Raw genomic sequence first — 20982 nt, 5'->3', positions numbered from 1 at the left:
GTCAATTTATATAACAAAAGACGCACCCTGTCAACTTCAATGACCTTCCGGGAAGGCAACACAAGCAAAGAATCCTCTGATTTCGCTGCGTTAGCGCTTGCGACCTGGCGGCCTCGGTTGTTTCTTTTCCACGGTTACCCGCACCAGGGACCGGTCCAGGTTCACCACCACCACGCCGGGCGGGAGGCGGATCAGGTCCTTGCTGATCTGGATGTTGTTGTTCCCCTCCTTGGCCTTGGACAGGTCAAGGTCCACCACGACGTCGAGGTTCTTCGGCGATGCCACCAGGTTGGAGAAGGACTTCAGTTGCAGGTCCACCTCGTCCGGATAGCTTCTGGTCAGGGTGAGGTTGTCGGGGAGGTTATGGAAGGTGACCGGAGCGGTCACGGTGAGGATCTCCCCCTGCCGGTAGGTGATCAGAAGCCAGCTCGCCACCACGACGCAGAAGATGCCGACCTTGGGCCAGAAGTTGGAGAAGAGCCGCTTGAATACCCCCACGCGCTGCTCCTCGCGGGAAAGCGGCTGCAGCAGCGAAGTAAGCCGCTCGTGCAGTTGCGCCTGCGATGCCATCACCTCCAGTTCCCCCTGCAACGACAGGGAAACCTGGCCCCGTTCCTCGGAAACGACCACGATGACCGCGTCGGAGCGCTCGGACAGGCCGAGAGCGGCGCGGTGGCGGGTGCCCAGGTGCTGCGGCACCTCGGTGCTCACCGACAGCGGCAGGTGGCAGGAGGCCAGTGCGACCCTGCCGTCTTTGACCAGGACCGCCCCGTCGTGCAGCGGCGAACCGGGCATGAAGATGCTTGTTACCAGGGAACCGCTGACCAGCGAGTCCATGGGCACACCGTGCAGGATCAGGTCGTCCAGCAGTTCCTCGCGCTGGAACACTACCAGGGCGCCGATACGCTGCGAGGCGAGCGAGAAGGTCGTGGCGGAGAATTCCAACAGGTCGAGCCGCACCACGCTCTCCTGGTGCTCGAAGAGGTTGCGCAACAGACTCAGGCGGTACAGGGCCTGCCGGATCTCGGACTGGAAGACCACGATCAGGAGGACCAGGAGCACCGTTCCCAGCTCCTGCAGTATCCAACTGGTCATGAAGAGCCCGAAACTCTTGGTGACGAAGTAGATGACGCCCAGGAACAAGAGCCCCAACACCACCTGGAGCGCCTTGGAGTTCTTGAACCAGCTGTAGAGCTGGTAGAGCAGGAAGGTCATGATCAGGATATCGGCGATATCCTGCGGCCTGATTTGCGGGAACAACGGTGCCTCCTTGGGGGACGGCGCGGGCGGGGAGCCGGAAGCGGACGGCGTTAAAACGTGGCAGGGCCGCTTTTTGCTGGCAAGCCGTGGCGCTTTATGCTAAAAATCAAGCCTTGCAAAACGGCTTCCCGACTAGGGAAGCGGTCAAATTTTATAGCATTTCAGGCGCCAAAAAGGTAGGAAAATATGTACGCATTGTCGGAAAAGGGTGAGCGCATCCGCGCCATGTTCGGGAGCATAGCTCCGCGCTACGATCTTTTGAACAGGCTGCTGTCGCTCGGCATCGATCGCCGCTGGCGCCGTTTTGCCGTGGGCAAGATCGGCCTGCGCGGTCCCGGGCTGGTCCTGGACGTGGCTACCGGCACCGGCGACGTGGCCCTGGAGATAGCATCCCAGACACCTGCTTCCGTGAACATCGTCGGCATCGACTTCACACCCGAGATGATCGACCTGGGCCGCGTCAAGGTACAGGAGTCGCGTCACGCCGGCCGCATCAAGCTCGAGGTGGCCCCCTGCGAGGACATCCCGTACCAGGACGGCTGCTTCGACGCCGCCACCATATCCTTCGGCATCAGGAACGTCGTCGACCGCGTCAAGGGTCTGACTGAGATGCGCCGGGTGCTCAAGGACGGCGGCAAGATCGTCATCCTCGAGTTCTCCACGCCGACCATGCCGGTGTTCAAGGACATCTACCACTTCTACTTCCTGAAGGTGCTCCCCAAGATCGGCGGCGCCTTCTCCCGGTTCAGCGCCTACCAGTACCTCCCCGATTCCGTCCTCGAGTTCCCCTCGCGCGAGGTGTTCAAGGGGATGATGGAGCAGGTCGGTTTCAAGGACGTGCACCACTTCGACCTCACCGGCGGCATCGCCACGGTCTACGTCGGAACTAAATAAGCAGATGAAGACAAAGATTTAGATAAAGAAAAAAATGAGGTCAAGGCTTGAGCTTCTCCGCTCAAACCTTGGCCTCATCTGTTTCAGCCCCGGGCCTTTCTTAGTCTTACTCTTAGTCTATACCTGCTTCTGAAACATGACCCGCGCCACCGGCATCTCCGGCGCATCGACCTCTTCCTCCAGAAGTAAAATCCTCCCCGCATACCCGCCGAAGATACGTCCCAACTCCCCCGGTTGCAGCAGGAAATCCTTGCGATGCTCCCCCGGCATCCCCGGTGCGTCCAGTATGGTCTCCATGAGCAGCACCCCACCCGGGGCCAGCGCCTCCACCAGCGAAGGGATCAGGTCCCGCATCAGGAAGTTGAAGTTGAGGACCAGGTGATACTCGCCTTGCGGCCGCCACGACTCCAGGTCGGCCTCGATCAGATCCACGGCGACGCCGACCTCCGCCGCCCGTCTCCTGGCCCGCTCCAGTCCCCGCGGCGAGATATCCACCCCGGTCGCCTCGAAGCCGTGCTGCGCGAGGTAAATGCAGTTGCGCCCCTCGCCGCAGGCCAGGTCGAGAGCCCGCCGTCCTGGAACCAGGGACATGATGCGCTCCAGGGAGTCCGCCAACAGCCGAGAGGGGGTAAACGAAAAGAAGTGTTCCGGACCGCTGTAACGCTGGTCCCATTTGACGCGATCGGACTCCATACCCTCCCCCTCCCCCTCCCCTGCCTTTCTCCAAGCCGTGCCCAAAAATCCGCATTTCTGCATCGATTGTCAAGCCTTTCCACTCTACAGCGGAGGGGACTGGCTCCGCCATGCGCCTGTCCCCTTTTCTTTTCGGAACCTGCGGGGAGACAGGATGTGCTCCATCAAAGGACAGGACGTGGCCATTACGTCCCCCCCCTTTTGCGAAGGGGGGACAGGGGGGATTTAGCCACCGCCACCCCACGGCCACAATAGCGACATTACCTGTCGCACACCTATGGTTTCCTGTAGAAAAACAGGAGGTGCACCATGATCTACTTAACCAACGATGCGCTGGATCAGGCGGTTTACTTCGAAATGCGGGGCAAGGAAGCGCTGCGCACCGGCAAGTCCTTCCAGCAGGTCTACCACGGGCTCCTGGGCAACGGGGTGCACGAAGTCGAAGTCACCCTGAAAAAAAGAAGGGGCTCCGTCGAGGTTGCCTTCGGCAACAGCGCCCTCTTCTGCTTCGTGGAAGAGGATGCCCTGCGCCGGATGCTGGAAGGGATGATGAAGGAAAAGACCGTGCACTGAGCCCCGGCTCCCCTGCTTGACTTCAACCTCATGGACGGTAGCATTAGCGGATGCTAATTATTGCCGATCCCTCGGGGTTCAAATGCAGGCTATCGTTTCACGGCGCACTGCTCCCCTCGGGCGAAAATCCTCCGGATGACGGGACCTTGCCACCTGCGGCAAAACCGGGTCCGGCCGGTTACCAGCAGGATCGGCAGGGGGGAAATCAATGAGAAAGTGGCTGTGGTGCGTTGTGATGCTCTGCGCCCTTCCCGGGCTGCGCGGTGTTTGTCACGGAGCGGGCTTCAAGGTCAGCGAGCAGGGAGCCAAGGCCATGGCGATGGGGAACGCCTTCGCCGCCCAGGCCGACGACCCCAGTGCCCTGTACTTCAATCCCGCCGGGATCGCCTTTCTGACCGGGGTCCAGGTGAACCTCGGAGCATTGGGGATCATCGTGCCCCAGACAGAGTTCCGGGGGACTACCCCCCTCTCCGGTACTCCCCCCCTGGATACCGGGAGCACCACTGCCATCGAGCACTCCCGGCGCGACATCGTCATCGCCCCCACCCTGTACGCGACCTACGCGCTCGACACCCTTCCCCTTTCCTTCGGCTTCGGCGTCAACGCGACCTACCCGCTGTCCAAGTCCTGGAGCGACTCCAGCGTCTTCCGCAACCAGGTCCAGATCGCGTCGATCAAGCCGGTCAATTTCCAGCCCACCGTCGCCTACCGCTTCGACGACTTGAACCTCGGGGTCGCCGCCGGCATCGACGTCACCTACGCCGTCGTCTCCCTGCAGAAGTCCCTCTACTCGCCGACCATCGACCCCACCGCGCCGGCGCCCCCATTCGGGGCGTACGAGCTGGGCTCGCTCGGCGTGGACGGCACGGCCACCGACGTGGGGTACAATCTCGGGCTCCTGTGGAAGCCGCGCAGCGACCTGAGTCTGGGCCTCGCCTACCGGAGCAAGATCACGCTCGACATCGAGGGAGACGCCAATTACCTCGCCACCACCCCGACGGGAATGGGCGCCATAGGGCTCGCCGACTCGGCCCCCTTCCCCTACACCAGGGCCCGGGCCAGCAGCAGGGCCTCCACCAGCATCCCCCTCCCCGACACCTTCGACCTCGCGGTCGCCTGGCGCCCCACGGAAAAACTCACCCTCGAATTCGACGCCACCCGCACCGGTTGGAGCAGCTTCAAGAAGCTCGAACTTCACTTCGACTCCCCGCAGTTCGCCGCCTTCAACAACCTGCCCGACCCCAAGAACTGGCGCGACGTCTGGGGCTACAAGTTCGGCGCCCAGTACCAGATGAATCCGCGCCTGGCCCTGCGCGCCGGGTATTCCTTCGACGAATCGCCGGTCCCCAACGAGATGGTGGACCCGCTGCTCCCGGACGCCGACCGGCACAGCTTCTCGGTGGGCGCCGGCATCGGCAATGCCCTGGGCACAATCGACCTCGCTTACATGTGGGTGCACTTCGTGGACCGTGCGGTGCACAACCAGGACATGACCACCCTGCGTGGCGCCAACGGCGTCTTCAAAAGCGACGCCTACCTGCTGGCCGCCAACCTGAACCTCAAGTTCTGACGCCTAAACGGCTGCGGAGGAAAACCATGACCCAGCACCTGCTACGCCTGTTCGGCATCCTGCTATTCCTGCTCACCCTGGCCGGCTGCGGTTCCGACTCGGGCATGAGCCAGTCGGTAAGTCCTAATACCGCCCTTTTCGACCCCAGCACCAGCGAGGTGCCGCTCCCCAACGTGCTGGCCACCGCCGCCGCCCGAGACCCGATCACCCAGTACACCGACCCGGTCACCGGAACGGTCGGCCCGAGGCCCGCCAACCGCCCCATGAACCCGCTGGAGGCCTTGGCCTACGTGAACCGGTACGAGGTCGGCGGCACCAACGCCGTGGCCGGGGTCAACGCCCCCATCTACCTCCGTTTCGCCCGGCCGCTGCAGCCCGCCTCGGTGAACGGGGACAACATCAAGGTGTTCCGGATCGGGGCCGACAACGCGGCCCCCAACGCGACGGAGAACAACCGGCTTACCTTCAGCGATGTGACAGCCAATTTCAGCTTCAGCTATACCGCTGGGCGCAGCGACGTCTCCCTCTTCCCCAGGTTCCCGCTCCAGCCCGGGAGCCGCTACCTGTACCTGGTGACGAACCGCGTCAAGGACGCGGCCACCGGCGGCTCGGTGAGCAGTTCGGTCTACTTCGCGGCCCTGAAGTCCGAGCTTCCCTTGCTGGGCCCCTTCGCACCGCTGGAACAGATCCGGTCCAACACCGTCGACGGCAGCGGCAACGTGCTCTTCTCCGGCTATGCCAAGGTCATGAACGACCTGACCGCAACGCCTGCCGTGACCAGTGTCTCGAGCCGCAGCCAGATCGCCCTCCTGGGGCGCTTCAACACCACGGCGGCGGGGTTTGTGGCCACCGACCCCGCCGATCCCGTCGGTAGCCTGGTCCCGGTGGAGAGCGCGCTGCGCGCCTTTGCCGCCGGCAGCGATCTCCCCGGCGGCCTGCCCGGCAAGACCTGGCTCGGCGCCGGCCTGAACATCGCAACCGTTACCGCCACGCTGGCGCCGGCAGCGTACTGGAGCGCGGTCTTGGCCGGCACCGGCATCCCGGCGGTAGCGCCGCCCAGCGTCGGGGCGGTGGTGACCGGAACCATCGCCACTGCCGACATCTCGATGAACCCGGTGGTGGCCCGGGGCAACGCGGTCATGAACCAGAACCTCGCCTTCGGCAGTTACAGCGCGGCGAGCGCGGTGCTGCTCCCCTTCCGTGACGCGGGCACCGGCAGACTCACCGGGTTCTACTACAGTGACCGCCGCATCCCCTTCGTCTACTTCGCCCCTGCGGGGACTCCCCCCGCAGGCGGGTGGCCCCTGGCCATTTATCAGCACGCCATCAACGGCAGCAAGGAGCAGGCGATCGCCGTGGCCGGCACCCTCACCGCCGCGGGGTACGCGGTGGTCGCCATCGATCTCCCGCTGCACGGCGCCCTCGCCCTGCCGGGGCACGTAACCGGCACCGTCTGGGGAGAGGACTTCATCGCGCTGGGAGCGCCGCTTGCGGCACGGACCAACGTCCAGCAGGCCGCCTTCAACCTGGACCGGCTGGAGCTGGTAGCTGCGACGCAGGGATTCGCGCCGCTGGGGGGCAACGCGCCCAACCCGGCGCTGAAACCGAAGTACGTCGGCGTAAGCCTGGGCGCCATCGTCGGGGCCTACTACCTGGCCGGCAACACCACCCTCGCCGCAGCGCCGGGCACCCCTCCTTACACCCAGGCCACCCTCGACGCAGACATGAAGGGGCTCCTGAGCGTCCCCGGGGCGCGCATCGCCTACCTGCTGCGTGACAGCGTCGATTTCGGCCCCGGCATCAACGCCGGCCTCGCCCGCGCCGGGATCACCGCCGGCACGCCGACCTACGAGAAGTTCTTCCAGCTCACCCAGTCGGTATTCGACCCGGTCGACCCCGCAACCATGACCACACCGCTGCCCGACCTGCGCACCGGGAGCGCGCTGCCGTCGAGGCTTTCCGGCAGGGTGTTGATTCAGGAGGCGACCAGCACCGCCTTCGACGCCAACGGGCGCCCGACCAACGGCGACAAGGTCATTCCCAACCGGAGCACCCGTTACCTGGGCAATGCCTTGGGGGGGCGCGGCGCACTGGGGACACCGGAGGCTCGCGACATAGCCCCCGGCTTCGACCAACTGAGCTATCTTTCCGGCCGTGTCCCCGTTCCGTTCATGATGACGGTGTCCGGCGGCGCCGTGGTCCCCAAGATCGCTTCCGCCGCAGGAGACGCTACCGCTAGCGGACCACGCGAAGGGTATTTCCAGTTCGACCAGCCCGACGTGAGCCACGGCTTCCTCATCGACCCGGTCACCTCGCCGCAGAGCTTCCCGCTCGGCCAGCGGCAGATGTTCTACTTCGTCAAAACCGGGCTGGTGATCGATCCCACCGTCGTCTCAGCCTCGCTTCCCAAGGCAAGCCGCGCCCTGCCGTCACTGCCGCCCTATCGGGTGATCCCGGCGCCGGTCTCGCGGCTCTTCGCCTCCCCGTCCTGATCCACCTCGGGGCCCCGCCATCCCAGGCGGGGCCCGCCACCCTTCGGCACCACACACACCACGTACCCCCTCCCAAATTCCTTTGCAGGCCCTCTCCACCTAAACTTAGCTCTCGACAAAATTGGCCGTTTGCAATATATTCCGCGAATCGTGTATACATTTTTTGCCGTGCCGTCCGCACGGTTACGGATACCAGTCACCATCACATCCCACGCAAAGGAGAACAGAACCGATGGCAACTCCAGAGTTCAAGTACCAGGAAGCTTTCCCGCTCGGGCCGGACACCACCAAGTACCGCCTCATCCCGGACTCCCAGCAGTACGTTTCGGTCGCCAACTTCGAAGGACAGGAGGTGCTCAAGGTAGCTCCGGAGGCCCTTACCGTGGTGGCCAATGCCGCCATGAAAGATCTCTCCTTCCTGCTGCGCCCTGAGCACAATGAGATGGTCGCCAAGATCCTGACCGATCCGGAAGCCTCCCAGAACGACAAGGGTGTTGCCCTCGCCTTCCTGAGAAACGCCGAGGTTGCCGCCAACTTCGAGCTCCCCATCTGCCAGGACACCGGCACCGCCATCGTCATGGGCAAGAAGGGGCAGCAGGTCTGGACCGGCGCCAACGACGAGGAGTACCTCTCCAAGGGGGTCTACAAGACCTACACCGAGGAGAACCTGCGCTACTCGCAAACTGTCGCCCTCGACATGTACAAGGAGACCAACACCGGGACCAACCTCCCGGCCCAGATCGACCTGTACGCCACCAAGGGCGCCGAGTACAAGTTCCTGTTCATGGCCAAGGGCGGCGGCTCCGCCAACAAGACCTACCTGTACCAGGAGACCAAGGCGCTCCTTAACCCGGACAGCCTGATCAAGTTCCTGGTAGCCAAGATGAAGACCCTGGGCACCGCGGCCTGTCCGCCGTACCACTTGGCCTTCGCCATCGGCGGCACCAGCGCCGAAACCTGCCTGAAGACCGTGAAGCTCGCCAGCGCCAAGTACCTCGACGCGCTGCCGACCAGCGGCAATGAGCACGGCCAGGCCTTCCGCGACCTCGCCCTCGAAGCGGAGCTCTTGAAGGCGGCCCAGGAGTCCGGCATCGGCGCGCAGTTCGGCGGCAAGTACTTCGCCCACGACGTGCGCATCATCCGCCTGCCGCGCCACGGCGCCTCCTGCCCGGTCGGCATGGGCGTGTCCTGCTCCGCGGACCGCAACATCAAGGCCAAGATCAACAAGGAAGGGATCTGGATCGAGCAGATGGACGAGAACCCGGGGCGCCTCATCCCCGAGCGTTTCCGCGGCAAGCACGAGCACGGCGTCAGGGTCAACCTGAACCAGCCCATGAAGGACATCCTGGCCGAGCTCTCCAAGCACCCGGTCTCCACCCCGCTGCTGCTCTCCGGCACCATCGTGGTCGGCCGTGACATCGCTCACGCCAAGTTCAAGGAGATCCTCGACTCCGGCAAGCCGCTTCCGGAGTACCTGAAGAACCACCCGATCTACTACGCGGGCCCGGCCAAGACCCCGGCTGGCAAACCCTCCGGCTCCTTCGGCCCCACCACCGCCGGCCGCATGGATTCCTACGTTGACCTGTTGCAGGCCAACGGCGGTTCCATGGTCATGATCGCCAAGGGTAACCGCTCGCAGCAGGTAACCGATGCCTGCAAGAAGCACGGCGGCTTCTACCTCGGCTCCATCGGCGGCCCCGCCGCGATCCTCGCCGAGGAGAACATCAAGAAGGTCGAGTGCATCGACTTCCCCGAACTGGGGATGGAGGCGGTCTGGAAGATCGAGGTCGAGGACTTCCCGGCGTTCATCCTGGTGGACGACAAGGGGAACGACTTCTTCAAGCAGTTGGGAATTTAATTGCAGGAGAGGGAGGGGGCGAATGATTATTCGTCCCTACAACATCAGTTGGAATGCAAAAGCCCCCGTTGCCGTCATGGCAGCGGGGGCTTTTGCTTTACGGTGTCACATGGTGCCGGCCAGGTTGAGTCGGGAGGTTTTTCCAGCCCCTAGTCCCCCCCCCTAGCCCCTGCCTTTACATATACACCATGACCCGGAAGTGGAGCCTGCCGTCCATGGTGGTGAAGGGGATGGTGACGCCCTTGCACTGCACGCTCATGCTCCCGTCCATGGTGGACTGCTCGGGAGGATCGGTCATCGGCCGCAGGCGCCCGGAGAGGACCAGCGGGAGCCCCAGGGCGACGCTGCCGTACTGCTCGTGGTACTTGGTCTTGAAGACACCGGCGATGTTGTTGGCCACTTCGCCCACCGCATCGTTGATGGCTTCGTCATCCGCCTCGTCCAGCATCAGGAGGTCCTTGGCAATCTGTTCGGCCGGCCCTTTCTCGGTGGCGAAGATGATGTAGCCGACACGATCTCCGGCGACGCCCACGATCCCGACCACGTCACTGTGCAGCGGGTTGATCTTCTTCTCCACCTTCCCTGCATAGATGTCGGTATTCATGTAGCTCTTGAAGGTGTCCTGCGTGGCGGACATGATGGTGAACATGATCTCTTCGAACGTTATGCTGTTGCTCAAGGCAACCCCCTTCACTCAATGGATGATTGACTATGGATGATTGACAATGAGAACCTGAATCACGTGCAGGTTCCAGTCTCTCTCTTCGTCACTTTCTCCGCCGGCTTTAGGGCCTGTGCCAAAAAACGCCTAGATGCCCGTCAGTTCCTCAATCTTGAGTTCCAGGTCGTCGCCGTTCACCCGCACCACCTGCCCGTTGTCTTCCTCGGTCCGTATCACGCCCTCGTCGATCCATACCTGCAGACGTTCCATCTCGACGCCGAACTTTTCACAGGCCTCGGCGGGGGTGTACCAAGTCTTGGATATCAGCATGATCGATCCCTCCTTTGCTTCGGTCCCACCCGGAGCAGAGGCGTCCGCTGTTAAAAAAGAACGCGGCTGCCTCGGTTTTAATTACAGTTTCACCGTTGTGATGGTATCGCTTATGCCTACCATGTCAAGCGTGGGTGCGCCGTAGCACCGCAAAACGATTAACTTTTTCCTGATGCTTCTTTTTTCCCTTGTCTTCACGGGAGTTGTGCCGATAAGTGTACGGCGGTTACTTAATGAGTAGCCCTTGGAGAGGACACATGCAAAGCAAGGAACAACAACGCGAAACCGTCCTGTTCGTGGACGACGAGAAAAGCTACCTTGCCTATACCAGCGACCTGTTCGAGAACAGGGGCCTCAACATCCTGACTGCGTCTTCTGCCATGGAGGCGTTGCAGATCGTTGAGCACCAGTCGGTGGCCGTGGTGGTCTCGGACAACGAGATGCCCGGGATGAGGGGCATCGAGCTTCTTGCACGAATCAAGGAGGTCTCGCCCCACACGGTAAAAATCATGATGACCGGAAGCGCCGACCTTTCCACGACGCTGGCCGCCATCAACAGCGGCGAGGTATTCCGATTCGTCCTGAAACCGTGGAAGAAGGCGGAGATGCTGCGGGCCGTGAAGGACGGTATTCGCCGCTACCGCGTGCTGCAGGCCATCAAGCGGGAAGACGAGTTCATCCTGCACTCGCTGGCGCAGACCATCGAACTGAAGGACGCCTGCACCAAGGGGCATTGCGACCGGGTTGCCACCCTGGCCCTGAGGCTGGCGGCGAAGCTCGGCGTCCCGGAGGATGTCCAGCAGGAGATCAGGTACGGCAGCTGGCTGCACGACTGCGGCAAGATCGGGGTGCCCGAGGCGATCCTCAACGCGGAGCGCGCACTGACCCCGGAGGAATTCAAGATCGTCATGAAGCATCCCGAGTGGGGGTGCGAAGTGGTGAGAAAGGCAAACCTCTCCAAGACGGTGCAGAACATCGTGCTCTACCACCACGAGCGGTTCGACGGCAAGGGATATCCGTACGGGCTGGAGGGAAGCAATATTCCGATCGAGGCCCAGATCGTTGCCACTGCCGACATCTGCGATGCGCTGACCATGGATCGCCCCTACCGCAAAGGATTCAACCGGGACGAGGTGATGTGGACCATGAAGGGGATGAGCGGCAGTAACCTCGACCCAAAGCTGGTGCAGACGCTCTTCTTCCTGCTCGCCGAGGATCAACCGACGGAGATTTAACAACATCCCCCCAAAGGTCCCGCGACGCGGTCTGCTTTCACCTGGAACCACGCTGCTTTTTGGAAAACGAGACTCGTTTATGGAAAGGCAAACTGGAAGTTTTGAAAAACCAGATTCGTTCTTCTGAAAACCAAACTTGATTTTTTGAAAATCAAACTTGTTTTTTCTTTATCCAACCCATCGAAATCATTCAACTCCACCCCAAGCCGCAAAAACCAGGTTTGTTTTCGCCTTGAAACAGTGAAGAAAACGCCCGGATAACATCCTTCTTTCAGGAGTGACCCCGGTGGGGTAACATGGCCACCTGAGCCCATTCCGGAACGCGACCATCACTGCAAAAAAAAAGGAAGCACCGTTGCGCTTCCCCTTTCCTTTTCTCCCGCGGCAGGTATATGTGCCGCTATTTCTTCTTGCGGACCTCGTCGAGCGCCTTTTCAAAGCGGAGTTGATCAAACCCTTTCAGCACTTTAGCATCGTCTCCGATCACGATGACCGGAACACCCTGGCTCTTGTACTTGCCGGTGACTAATTCCATGGCGGCACTGTCGATTTCAACGTCCCGGTTGATGAAGGGGATGTTGTTCCTGGTGAAGTACTCCTTGGCGGCCCGGCAATGGGGGCACCAGGAGGTGGAGAAGAGGACGATCTTGGGATACTTGGTCTGCACGCTGTGGCTCCCCAGCGGGCTCTGCGGGAGTTGCTCGGCGCCGACCCCGGCTGCCGGGGCCAGCAGGGAAACGGCCAGGATTGCGGTCAACAGGATGCGCATGTTCACTCCCCCTTTGCTTCTTTTTTGGCGGTGCCGCCAACCTTCAATTGCCGGCGGACCATCTTGAACGTGAGTGTCTTCGGGTTGCCGGGTCGCCGCACCAGGATCAGGACCGGGGTCCCGGCCCGCCCGCGCAGGCGCCGCTCGACGATGAACTTGAAGTCGCTGCCGGCGGTCGGGGTGCCGTCGACCTGGGTGATGATGTCGCCGGCCTTGATACCGGCCAAATGGGCCGGTCCCCCTGCCACCAGTTGCCGCACGACGATGGTGCCGTCGCTCTTGGGTACGCCGTCGATGCCGACCCCACCAAAGAGAGCGGCAGTCTGGGCATGGGCCGGAAGGGTGATCAGGGCGAAAAGCAGTATGGCGCACAGGGTCTTGATCATGGCCAGTGAAGTTATACGAGAGCCTAACGGCTGTCAACTATGCTTTTGCCGAGTCTCCCCCTCTATGCTATAAGTGATGCTTTAAAATCCACCACTGGGGTGTTCACATGACTGCTAGAACCAAGGTGAAACAGGCGCTGGAAACAGGTAAAGCCGGCAGCACCATCCTCGTCAAAGGGTGGGCACGCACGGTCAGAAACAGCAAGGAGGTAACCTTCATCTCCTTGAACGATGGTTCCTGCCTCTCCGGGATCCAGGTGGTTGTCGAGCCGGATCTCGCGAATTACGAGGTGATCACCGGCATCGGCACCGGCAGCGCCCTTGCGGTCACCGGGCTGCTGCAGGAATCGCCGGCAGCAGGCCAGGCTCTGGAGCTGAAGGCGCAGCAGATCGAGGTGGTTGGTGGCGCGGACCAGGAGTACCCGATGCAGAAGAAGCGGCACACCTTCGAGTACCTGCGCACCATCGCGCATCTCAGGGTGCGCAGCAACACCTTCGGCGCGGTGTTCCGGGTGCGCTCGGCACTGGCCCAGGAGGTGCACCGTTTCTTCGCCGAACGCGGCTTCCTCTACGTGCACACCCCGATCATTACCGGTAACGACTGCGAGGGAGCCGGGGAACTGTTCCGGGTCACCACGCTCGACCTCGCCCACCCGCCGCTGGTGGATGGCGCAATCGATTTCTCCCGGGACTTCTTCGCCACCGCCACCGGGCTCACCGTGAGCGGCCAGTTGGAGGGGGAACTGTTCGCACAGGCCTTCTCCGACATCTACACCTTCGGGCCGACCTTTCGCGCCGAGAACTCCAACACCGCCCGGCATGCGGCCGAATTCTGGATGATCGAACCGGAGATGGCCTTTGCCGACCTCGCCGACGACGCCGACCTGGCCGAGGCCTTTTTCAAGAGGCTGTGCCGCTTCGCGCTGGACAACTGCGGCGAAGACATGAACTTCTTCAATACCCAGATCGACAAGGGGCTGATCCAGCGCATCGAGGCGGTCGCCCAGGCCTCCTTCGCCCGCATGGACTACGGCGAGGCGATCGAACGGCTCAAGAAGGCGCCGGTATCGTTCCAGTTCCCGGTGGAATGGGGGCTCGACCTGCAATCCGAGCACGAGCGGTACCTGACCGAGCAGGTGGTGGGCGGGCCGGTCTTCATCATCAACTACCCGAAGGACATCAAAGCCTTCTACATGCGGCAGAACGACGACGGCAAGACGGTCGCCGCCATGGACCTGCTGGTGCCCAAGGTGGGCGAGATAATCGGCGGGAGTCAGCGCGAGGAGCGCCTGGAGCTTTTGGAGCAGCGCATGCTGGAGACGGGCATCGCACCGGAATCGCTCTCCTGGTATCTCGACACCAGGCGCTGGGGCTCGACACCGCACGCGGGTTTCGGGCTCGGCTTCGAGCGGCTGATCATGTACCTCACCGGGATGGAGAACATCAGGGACGTGATCCCGTTCCCCAGGACACCGCGCCATGCGGAGTTTTAGCCCCCCCCCTTCCGGCCTTCGCTGGTAAGGGAGGGATTCAGCTGGGAGCAGCAACAAAAAGAGGCAAGGGCCATGTGGCGCCTTGCCTCTCTCTTTTTCTAAATCTTTATCTTGGTCTTAATCTGCCTTTGTGGTCGCCTGCGGCCAGTAACTCCCGCCGGTCAGGACGGCCTTTATCTTGCCTATCTTCACCTTGGTCGAGACCATCACCGGTATCTTGAGGGCATCATCGGTGAGCCAGACTTTGACCTCACCAGTCCGGGCGAAGAAACCGTCGGCCTTCATCATGGGCTGTACCACGATGGTCTTGAACCGCCCCACCGGCGTCTCGATCTCCTCCCGCTTGAGCACCTTCACCTCGGTGTTCCACAGCTTCTTGCAGTCGTAGATGTCCACGAACAGGGAGCGCCCGGGGACCAGGTCGAGGGTGCGGACGTAGTAGACGATGGAAAGCGGATCATAGGTGGTGGCGCTGATGTCGTCGACGCGCTGGGTCTTGTGCAGGAGATCCTTCGATTCGACCTTGAGCTTCTGCTGGTCGAACCTGGCCTCCTTCAGGCGCCGGTGGTTTCCCTCGCTGATCTTGTTGCGGAAATACTTGGGAAAGCCGAAGCGGTCGCCGCTGCCGCGCACCACCACGGACTCGGCACGGTCCTCCACCCGGAAGAAGGTGTCCAGCCACGGCGTGGAGCGGGTAGTGGTGACGATGTGGAGTTCGCTTCCCTTGGTGCTGAGCTCCTGGGTCGTGACCCCCGCCTTGATCCCGGTCCAACTGACGTCGTAGACCAGCTTTTCGTTGGGGTTCATGGCGTAGGCAGGAAGGGCGGAAAGTATCAGAAGTGCGAAAAAGGACAATAAGGCTGAAATTTTCATGTCCACAGATTAGCCCCTCGCGATATTTTTTTTCAAGAGAAAAAAGTTAGGGATTACCTAATGTTAGCCATTTCACACGCGATGCAGTCGGAATCGGGGCAGTCGACGGGGGAGGTTGTCGTGGAGCGAGGGGATTGGGCGAATGATTATTCGCCCCTACAGGTGGACGATACGGAGGTTTAGGCGCCGCTGCTCTTGGTGATCATGATTACGCCGATGGCGACCAGCACGGTCCCCGCCCAGCGCAGCGGACTCACCACCTCGTGCAGAAAGTACTGGGACAGGAAAGCGACCAGTATGTAGTTCAGGGCCTGCATGGGGAGGGCCACCGACAGGTCTTCCCAGGAGAGGACGGCGAGCCAGAGGAAGAAGAAGACGGCCAGCATCGCGGTGCCGAACACCAGCTTGGGGGTGGTGAGCGCCTGCACGGCGACCCTCATGATCCCCCTCAGGTTCATGGTGGAGATGTCGCCCAGTTCCTTCATGCCGCTGGCCAGCAGCAGGTCCCCTATGGTACCGGCCGTGACCGCCGCCAGCATGACCACTACGGTCTTAAACATACGTCTTTTCCTCTCCGCGATAGTTTCTCAATCTGATCCCGCCTGCCGCCAGTTTCTCCCTTACCCGCGGGCTGGTCAGGGCCGCCAGTTCCGCTTCGTGCTGGTAATCGGGCATGCGACGCTTCAGCGTGGTGCAGGGATGGCAGCCGGGATGGAAGTAGATCTCGGTAAGCCCTTCCCCCACACCGTCCAATGCCTGCAGCAGGTACGCCTCGGTCATGTGGCCGGAACTGAGCAGCCCCTTCACCTCGCGCGCGTAGCCGATGCCGAGCCGCTCCAGCCGCGGACGGCAACGGTCGGCCAGACGGGCGAAGATGAAGGCGTCGGCGCACTTTCCTACCAGTCGCGTCTTGTCCAGGGCGAGGTTCGCCGGCAGGTTCTCCCTGGTGAGGCGAAAGCTTTTGATGCCGTAGCCTGGCATCAGCTCGCAGAGGATGTCGAACACCACCGGGTGCATGTGGATGTTGAGATGGCCGTCGACGTGGGAAAGCTCGACGCCGGCATCCCGGCACCTGGCCAGTTGCGCGTCGATCTCCAGGCGCAGCTTTTTCCTCAGGCCCTTGAGGAAGAAGTAGCGCATCCCCGCCAGCACCGGGTCGTCGGTGAACTCCCCTGCCGCGTCGGTCAGCGCAGGCAATCCCCCCTGCTCCAGGACCGCGCTCCCCTGGACCAGGGTGAGGTGCAGCCCCACCTGCAGGGCAGGGTTGGCCCGGGCGAAGGCGGCCGCCTCCTCGAAGGCGTCGCCCCCCACCATGAGCGAGGTGCTGGTGAGCATCCCTTCCTGCCAGGCCTTGATGATGCCGCGGTTGGCCCCGGCGCTCAGGCCGAAGTCGTCGGCGTTAAGGATTATCTCTTTCATACGGAACCCGGGTACCTTCTCCCCCCGGAGGGGGGAGGTCGGGAGGGGGGGAAATTCAGGCAGCAGCACAGCTTCCCCCTCCCCGCCCCTCCCCCTCCGGGGGAGGGAGGACATTAGCAGGCGGCCTGCTTGCGCTTTCTCATGTAGCTCAGGTACTGGGCGCCTTCCTTGAGTAGCTTGCGACGCACCTGGGAATCAACCAGCATGCTGAAAATGCTGCGCGCTATGTAGCGGGGACGGAAGTAGAACTTGTTGTAGAACAGCTCCACGGCGTCGAAGATCTCCTGGTTGGTGAGATCGGGGTAGTTGATGACGCACTTCTGGTGCCCGGTCTCGTCGAGGAAGCTGTCGGAGGCGATCCAGCCGTTCTCCTTGGCCATCTGGTAGAACTCGGTACCGGGATACGGGGAGGCCAGGGACACCTGGATCGAGGTCAGGTCGAGGTCGATGGCGTAGGCGATGGTTTCCTTGATGGTCTCCTTGGTCTCGCCGGGAAGCCCCAAGACGAAGGCGCCGTGCACGGTGATGCCCAGCTTCTTGCAGTTCCTGGTGAACTCGATCGCCTGCGCCTTGGTGACCCCCTTCTTGATGTTCTTGAGGATCAGCTCGTTGCCGGACTCGTAGCCGACCACCACGTGGTGCATGCCGGCGTCGCGCAGCTCCTTCAGGGTCTCGTAGTCGCAGTTGGCGCGGGCGTTGATCACCCAGGAGACGTTCAGGGGCTTGATCAGCCTGGCGATGGCGATGGCGTGCTGCTTGTCCGCGGTGAAGGTGTCGTCGTCGAAGGAGATGTCCTTCACGTAGGGGAGGTTCTCCTTGATCCACTTCACCTCTTCGTACACGTTCTGCGGGCTTCTTTTTCTCAGGGTGCGCCCGGAGAAGGTCTGCGGCCACAGGCAGTAGATGCAGCGCGAGGGGCAGCCGCGGCTGGCATAGATGGAGACGTAGGGATGCCGGAAATGCGGGATCACGTATTCGTCGATGGGGAGGTCGCGTAGGTAGACCTTGCTGGCGAAGGGAAGCGCGTCCAGGTCGGCGATGGGAGCGCGGTCTTTGGTGTGCACCACCTTGCCCTCTTTGACAAAGCTGATGCCTTCCACCTCTTCCCACGGTTTGCCTTCGCACAACTCCTTGGTGGAATAGTCGAACTCGCCGCGGCAGACGATGTCGACCGCGCCGGCGGCGAAACGGAGGCTCTCCTCGGGGAGGATGCTCACGTGGGGGCCGGTCAGCACCGTCACCGTGCCGGGCTTCTGCGCCTTGACCCGGCGCGCGGTCTCCACGTCGATGGCCAGCGTCGGGGTGGAGGTGTACATCACCACCATGTCGTAATCTTTGGCTATATCGAGGCAGGCATCGAGGTCCAGGCGCTGCACCGGCGCGTCGACGACGCGGGACCCTTCGATCATCCCGGCCGGATAGGTGAGCCAGCCGGGGAACCAGAAAGAGGTTACCTCGCGCGAGGCCTGGTAGCGCGCACCGGCACCTCCGTCAAAATCTTCGAAGGTCGGCGGGTTCAAAAACAACGGCTTCATACACCCTCCAGATTAATATCGTCACACCCAAAAAAGAAGCCTGACTATAAGACGGCGCCCCCCTTTTGTCAAGGTGAACCGGCCTTTAGCCCGGGAAAGCGTTGCGGTGGCGGCTCCCCTCTGATAAAGTGACCGGTCGAAAGGGAGAACCAAAATGGCCAAGGAAAACAAAAGCCTGGGTGTCGTGGCTGCCATGCCCCAGGAGATTGCGCCGGTGTTGGCGCGCATAAAAGGGTATGCCCGGGGCAACATCGACGGGCGCAACCTGTACCGCTTCCCCGTGAACGGCAGCCTGGTCTACCTGATCGAGTCCGGCATGGGACCGGCGCAGGCTGCGGCGGCGACCAGGGCGCTGATCAGGCACGCCGCACCGGACGCCATCCTCAACTTCGGTTTCGGCGGTGCGGTCCTGGCCGGCCTGGAGGTCGGCGAACTGGTGCTGGCGGACCGCGTCTTCCGCCTGGACCAGGCGACTCTACATGAGCTCCCGCAGCCCGACGCCGCCCTGGCGTCCCTGGTGCAGGACCACTGCGCCAAGGTGGGTCTGCAGCTGCGGCGCGGCGGTTTCATCACCGCCTGCGGCATCAGGAGCAAGACCGAGATGGGGAGCCGGCTGGGGGGGAGCACGCCGCTGCCGCTGCTCGAAATGGAGACGGCGGCGGTACTCGAACAGGCACAGTCTGCGGGGATACCGCTGGTGGCGATCCGGGGGGTGAGCGACGCGGCCGACGAGGAGCTCGGGTTTGCCATCGAGGAGTTCTGCGACGCCGACCTGCACCTGGTCCCGTGGCGGGTGGCCTGGACCATCGCAAAGCGGCCGTTCTTGATTCCGCAACTGATCAGGCTGGCAGGGAATACACGCAGGGCGGGCAAGCGGCTGGCGCTGGCGGTCGAACTGGCGCTGCAGGCGCTGTCGCGGCAGCCACAGCCCTAGTCGAAGCTCTCGGAGAACCGGGCGGCGATCTCCCCCTTCACATAGGCATCGGCCTCGGCGGCGGTGGCAAAGCTCAGGGCCTTCAGGGCCACCTCGCGCGCCTCCTGCACGGTGCAGCGCCGCAGGATCTTCTTTACTCGCGGGATGGAGACGGCGTTCATGGACAGTTCGTCATAGCCAAGCCCCAAAAGGATCGGCAGGTACTCAGGGTCCGCCGCCATCTCGCCGCAGATGGAGGCCTCGATCCCCGCTTCGTGCGCCGCGTCGACGATGGTCTTCAGCGAGCGGAGCACGGCCGGGTGCAGCGGCTGGAACAGCGAGGAGAGGTGCTCGTTGGTGCGGTCGATGGCCAGCGTGTACTGGATCAGGTCGTTGGTGCCGACGCTGAAGAAGTCGACCTCCGCCGCCAGCAGGTCGGCGATGACCACCGCCGACGGAATCTCGATCATGATCCCCACCTGCACCTTTTCGTCGAAGGGGTGCTTGCCGCGCAGCTCCTCTTTCACCTCTTCCAGGATCGCCTTGGCGGCCCGCACTTCGGCCACGCCCGACACCATCGGAAAGAAGAGCTTCACCTCGCCGAAGGCGCTCGCCCTCAGGATGGCGCGCAACTGCGCCTTGAAGGCCTCGGGCTGGCGCAGCGAAAGGCGGATCGCCCGCACCCCCAGCGCCGGGTTCATCTCGTCGGAGAGGTCCAGGTCGGTGAGGCACTTGTCGCCGCCGATGTCGAGGGTCCTGATGGTCACCGGCTGCGGCGCCATTTTCTTTACCAGCGCCGAGTAGGCCTCGAACTGCTCCTCCTCGGTGGGAAGCTTGCTGCGGTTGAAAAAGAGCATCTCGGTGCGGTACAGGCCGATCCCCTCGCCGCCGTGCTTGTGCACCGAGGCGACCTCCTCGATGAACTCCACGTTCCCCTTGAGGCGCATGCGGTGGCCGTCCAGGGTCTGCGCGGGCAGGTCGCGCAGCTTCAAAAGCTCCCGCTCCACGTACTCGTAACGCTGCTTCTTCTGCAGGTACTCCTTGAATTCCTCGGCCGTGGGGTTGATGATCACCACACCGGTGGCGCCGTCGATGATCAGGGTGTCGCCTTCGCGGACCTCCGCCGTGACGCGCTCCAGCCCCACCACCGCGGGGACCTCGAAGGCCCGCGCCAGGATGGAGGAGTGGGAGGTCTTCCCCCCGAGGTCGGTGATGAAGCCCATCACCTTGCTCTTGTCGATCTGCAGGATGTCGGCCGGGGAGAGGTCGTGGGCCACCACGATCACCTTCCCCTGGATGTTGTCCAGGGGCTCCTGTTTCTGCCCCACCATGTGGCGCAGCACGCGCTCGACCACGGTCTCGACGTCGGCACCGCGCTCGCGCAGGTACTCGTCGTCCACGCCGTCGAAGAAGGCCTTGAAGCGCCCCACGGTCCTTTTCAGGGCACCCTCGGCGTTGATGCCGAGCCGCTCGATGTACTGCGTGGTCTCACCCACCAGCATGGTGTCGTCGAGCAGCATGAGGTGGGCGTCGATGACGCAGAGGTGCTCGGGGCCGTGGGTGCTGGAAAGCTGCTCACGCAGGGCGAAAAGTTCCCCCTTGGCGCGCTCGATCGCCTTGGTGAAGCGGTCCAGTTCCCCCGGAATTTCCTCGTTGGCCACCAGCACCTCGGTCACCGCCACGCGGCGCCGGTCGGTGATGCGGACCTGGCCGATGGCGATGCCGGCGGAGGCGCCGATGCCCTTCAGCTGTCTCGACTCACTCTTCTCCGAATCCATTCCGGATCAGCTCCCCGATTGCGGCGTAGGCCTCGACCTCGTCCGCGCCCTCGACCTTGAGGGTGATGGTGCTCCCCTTGGCCGCCGCCAGCATCATGATCCCCATGATGCTCTTGCCGTTCACCTCGACCCCCTCGCGCTCGATCCTGATCTCGGAGGAGAAGCCGCTGGAGGTCTTCACCAGGAGCGCGGAGGCCCTGGCGTGCAGCCCCAGTTTGTTCGGTATTACGAATTCGCCTTCTATCATATG

At 62.7% G+C, this 20982-nt stretch carries 20 protein-coding genes; 8 read left to right on the top strand and 12 right to left on the bottom strand.

Going from position 1 to position 20982, the window contains the following annotated elements:
• Positions 1 to 90: 90 nt before the first annotated feature.
• Positions 91 to 1260 (bottom strand): diadenylate cyclase CdaA, encoded by a 1170-nt coding sequence (gene cdaA, locus JFN91_RS17200; RefSeq protein WP_199390423.1) that lies wholly within the window; start codon positions 1258 to 1260, stop codon positions 91 to 93.
• Between the two features lie 186 nt (positions 1261 to 1446).
• Here cdaA and ubiE point away from each other — a divergent pair, with 186 nt between their 5' ends.
• On the top strand, positions 1447 to 2154 hold the full coding sequence (gene ubiE, locus JFN91_RS17195) for a bifunctional demethylmenaquinone methyltransferase/2-methoxy-6-polyprenyl-1,4-benzoquinol methylase UbiE (RefSeq protein WP_199390422.1): 708 nt from the start codon (positions 1447 to 1449) through the stop codon (positions 2152 to 2154).
• 117 nt (positions 2155 to 2271) lie between these two features.
• On the opposite strand, the gene JFN91_RS17190 is transcribed toward ubiE, so the two are convergent.
• On the bottom strand, positions 2272 to 2847 hold the full coding sequence (locus JFN91_RS17190) for a class I SAM-dependent methyltransferase (RefSeq protein ID WP_199390421.1): 576 nt from the start codon (positions 2845 to 2847) through the stop codon (positions 2272 to 2274).
• Between the two features lie 309 nt (positions 2848 to 3156).
• Here JFN91_RS17190 and JFN91_RS17185 point away from each other — a divergent pair, with 309 nt between their 5' ends.
• From JFN91_RS17185 to JFN91_RS17170, 4 genes are all read left to right on the top strand, one after another.
• A complete protein-coding gene (locus JFN91_RS17185; RefSeq protein WP_199390420.1) occupies positions 3157 to 3420 on the top strand; it encodes a hypothetical protein in 264 nt (87 codons plus the stop codon).
• Positions 3421 to 3628: 208 nt separating this feature from the next.
• The gene (locus tag JFN91_RS17180) at positions 3629 to 4990 is read left to right on the top strand and encodes an OmpP1/FadL family transporter (protein ID WP_199390419.1); all 1362 of its coding nucleotides are present in this window, start codon (positions 3629 to 3631) and stop codon (positions 4988 to 4990) included.
• Between the two features lie 26 nt (positions 4991 to 5016).
• Complete coding sequence (locus JFN91_RS17175) at positions 5017 to 7482, top strand: Ig-like domain-containing protein (protein WP_199390418.1); 2466 nt, start codon at positions 5017 to 5019, stop codon at positions 7480 to 7482.
• Positions 7483 to 7714: 232 nt separating this feature from the next.
• Entirely contained in the window at positions 7715 to 9340 is a 1626-nt protein-coding gene (locus JFN91_RS17170; protein WP_199390417.1) for a fumarate hydratase, read from the top strand.
• 175 nt (positions 9341 to 9515) lie between these two features.
• Here the strand turns inward: JFN91_RS17170 and JFN91_RS17165 are convergent, their stop codons facing one another.
• Both JFN91_RS17165 and JFN91_RS17160 read right to left on the bottom strand, forming a co-directional pair.
• A complete protein-coding gene (locus JFN91_RS17165) occupies positions 9516 to 10019 on the bottom strand; it encodes a chemotaxis protein CheX (RefSeq protein WP_224984964.1) in 504 nt (167 codons plus the stop codon).
• A gap of 129 nt (positions 10020 to 10148) precedes the next feature.
• Positions 10149 to 10331 carry a helix-turn-helix domain-containing protein gene (locus tag JFN91_RS17160; RefSeq protein WP_199390416.1) on the bottom strand — a complete coding sequence of 61 codons (183 nt, stop codon included), beginning with the start codon at positions 10329 to 10331 and terminating at the stop codon, positions 10149 to 10151.
• 257 nt (positions 10332 to 10588) lie between these two features.
• Here JFN91_RS17160 and JFN91_RS17155 point away from each other — a divergent pair, with 257 nt between their 5' ends.
• Entirely contained in the window at positions 10589 to 11566 is a 978-nt protein-coding gene (locus JFN91_RS17155) for an HD-GYP domain-containing protein (RefSeq protein WP_199390415.1), read from the top strand.
• Between the two features lie 400 nt (positions 11567 to 11966).
• Here JFN91_RS17155 and JFN91_RS17150 read toward each other — a convergent pair whose 3' ends face one another.
• Both JFN91_RS17150 and JFN91_RS17145 read right to left on the bottom strand, forming a co-directional pair.
• Positions 11967 to 12335, bottom strand: coding sequence for a glutaredoxin domain-containing protein (locus JFN91_RS17150; protein ID WP_199390414.1), 369 nt, complete (start codon positions 12333 to 12335; stop codon positions 11967 to 11969).
• A gap of 2 nt (positions 12336 to 12337) precedes the next feature.
• Positions 12338 to 12721: a S41 family peptidase gene (locus tag JFN91_RS17145; protein WP_199390413.1), complete on the bottom strand. Its 384-nt coding sequence runs from the start codon at positions 12719 to 12721 to the stop codon at positions 12338 to 12340.
• Positions 12722 to 12828: 107 nt separating this feature from the next.
• Between JFN91_RS17145 and asnS the strand changes: the two genes are divergently transcribed.
• Complete coding sequence (gene asnS / locus JFN91_RS17140; RefSeq protein WP_199390412.1) at positions 12829 to 14214, top strand: asparagine--tRNA ligase; 1386 nt, start codon at positions 12829 to 12831, stop codon at positions 14212 to 14214.
• Positions 14215 to 14331: 117 nt separating this feature from the next.
• Here asnS and JFN91_RS17135 read toward each other — a convergent pair whose 3' ends face one another.
• From JFN91_RS17135 to hpnJ, 4 genes are all read right to left on the bottom strand, one after another.
• Positions 14332 to 15087, bottom strand: a complete 756-nt coding sequence (locus JFN91_RS17135) for a DUF3108 domain-containing protein (protein ID WP_199390411.1) — start codon at positions 15085 to 15087, stop codon at positions 14332 to 14334.
• Between the two features lie 179 nt (positions 15088 to 15266).
• Positions 15267 to 15647 (bottom strand): EamA family transporter, encoded by a 381-nt coding sequence (locus tag JFN91_RS17130; RefSeq protein WP_199390410.1) that lies wholly within the window; start codon positions 15645 to 15647, stop codon positions 15267 to 15269.
• On the bottom strand, positions 15640 to 16506 hold the full coding sequence (gene hpnK / locus JFN91_RS17125; protein WP_199390409.1) for a hopanoid biosynthesis-associated protein HpnK: 867 nt from the start codon (positions 16504 to 16506) through the stop codon (positions 15640 to 15642). The genes JFN91_RS17130 and hpnK overlap by 8 nt, the downstream gene beginning before the upstream one ends.
• A 113-nt stretch (positions 16507 to 16619) precedes the next feature.
• On the bottom strand, positions 16620 to 18041 hold the full coding sequence (gene hpnJ / locus JFN91_RS17120; RefSeq protein ID WP_199390408.1) for a hopanoid biosynthesis associated radical SAM protein HpnJ: 1422 nt from the start codon (positions 18039 to 18041) through the stop codon (positions 16620 to 16622).
• Between the two features lie 154 nt (positions 18042 to 18195).
• On the opposite strand from hpnJ, the gene JFN91_RS17115 reads away from it, so the two are divergent.
• A complete protein-coding gene (locus JFN91_RS17115) occupies positions 18196 to 18975 on the top strand; it encodes a phosphorylase family protein (RefSeq protein ID WP_199390407.1) in 780 nt (259 codons plus the stop codon).
• Here the strand turns inward: JFN91_RS17115 and ptsP are convergent.
• Positions 18972 to 20732: a phosphoenolpyruvate--protein phosphotransferase gene (gene ptsP / locus JFN91_RS17110; RefSeq protein WP_199390406.1), complete on the bottom strand. Its 1761-nt coding sequence runs from the start codon at positions 20730 to 20732 to the stop codon at positions 18972 to 18974. The two genes, JFN91_RS17115 and ptsP, sit on opposite strands and share 4 nt — an antisense overlap.
• Positions 20713 to 20979 carry an HPr family phosphocarrier protein gene (locus JFN91_RS17105; RefSeq protein WP_183349776.1) on the bottom strand — a complete coding sequence of 89 codons (267 nt, stop codon included), beginning with the start codon at positions 20977 to 20979 and terminating at the stop codon, positions 20713 to 20715. The genes ptsP and JFN91_RS17105 overlap by 20 nt, the downstream gene beginning before the upstream one ends.
• Between the last annotated feature and the right edge of the window lie 3 nt (positions 20980 to 20982).

Origin of the sequence: Geomonas anaerohicana (assembly GCF_016458305.1) — a bacterium.
Lineage (GTDB): Bacteria > Desulfobacterota > Desulfuromonadia > Geobacterales > Geobacteraceae > Geomonas > Geomonas anaerohicana.
The sequence above is the reverse complement of the archived record's forward strand: the minus strand, read 5'-3'. Positions and strand labels throughout refer to the sequence as shown.

Coding starts and splice junctions, on each gene's coding strand:
- ubiE (WP_199390422.1), top strand. CDS start 1,447: ATGTACGCATTGTCGGAAAAGGGTGAGCGCATCCGCGCCATGTTCGGG.
- JFN91_RS17190 (WP_199390421.1), bottom strand. CDS start 2,847: ATGGAGTCCGATCGCGTCAAATGGGACCAGCGTTACAGCGGTCCGGAA.
- JFN91_RS17185 (WP_199390420.1), top strand. CDS start 3,157: ATGATCTACTTAACCAACGATGCGCTGGATCAGGCGGTTTACTTCGAA.
- JFN91_RS17180 (WP_199390419.1), top strand. CDS start 3,629: ATGAGAAAGTGGCTGTGGTGCGTTGTGATGCTCTGCGCCCTTCCCGGG.
- JFN91_RS17175 (WP_199390418.1), top strand. CDS start 5,017: ATGACCCAGCACCTGCTACGCCTGTTCGGCATCCTGCTATTCCTGCTC.
- JFN91_RS17170 (WP_199390417.1), top strand. CDS start 7,715: ATGGCAACTCCAGAGTTCAAGTACCAGGAAGCTTTCCCGCTCGGGCCG.
- JFN91_RS17160 (WP_199390416.1), bottom strand. CDS start 10,331: ATGCTGATATCCAAGACTTGGTACACCCCCGCCGAGGCCTGTGAAAAG.
- JFN91_RS17155 (WP_199390415.1), top strand. CDS start 10,589: ATGCAAAGCAAGGAACAACAACGCGAAACCGTCCTGTTCGTGGACGAC.
- JFN91_RS17150 (WP_199390414.1), bottom strand. CDS start 12,335: ATGCGCATCCTGTTGACCGCAATCCTGGCCGTTTCCCTGCTGGCCCCG.
- JFN91_RS17145 (WP_199390413.1), bottom strand. CDS start 12,721: ATGATCAAGACCCTGTGCGCCATACTGCTTTTCGCCCTGATCACCCTT.
- asnS (WP_199390412.1), top strand. CDS start 12,829: ATGACTGCTAGAACCAAGGTGAAACAGGCGCTGGAAACAGGTAAAGCC.
- JFN91_RS17135 (WP_199390411.1), bottom strand. CDS start 15,087: ATGAAAATTTCAGCCTTATTGTCCTTTTTCGCACTTCTGATACTTTCC.
- JFN91_RS17130 (WP_199390410.1), bottom strand. CDS start 15,647: ATGTTTAAGACCGTAGTGGTCATGCTGGCGGCGGTCACGGCCGGTACC.
- hpnK (WP_199390409.1), bottom strand. CDS start 16,506: ATGAAAGAGATAATCCTTAACGCCGACGACTTCGGCCTGAGCGCCGGG.
- hpnJ (WP_199390408.1), bottom strand. CDS start 18,041: ATGAAGCCGTTGTTTTTGAACCCGCCGACCTTCGAAGATTTTGACGGA.
- JFN91_RS17115 (WP_199390407.1), top strand. CDS start 18,196: ATGGCCAAGGAAAACAAAAGCCTGGGTGTCGTGGCTGCCATGCCCCAG.
- ptsP (WP_199390406.1), bottom strand. CDS start 20,732: ATGGATTCGGAGAAGAGTGAGTCGAGACAGCTGAAGGGCATCGGCGCC.
- JFN91_RS17105 (WP_183349776.1), bottom strand. CDS start 20,979: ATGATAGAAGGCGAATTCGTAATACCGAACAAACTGGGGCTGCACGCC.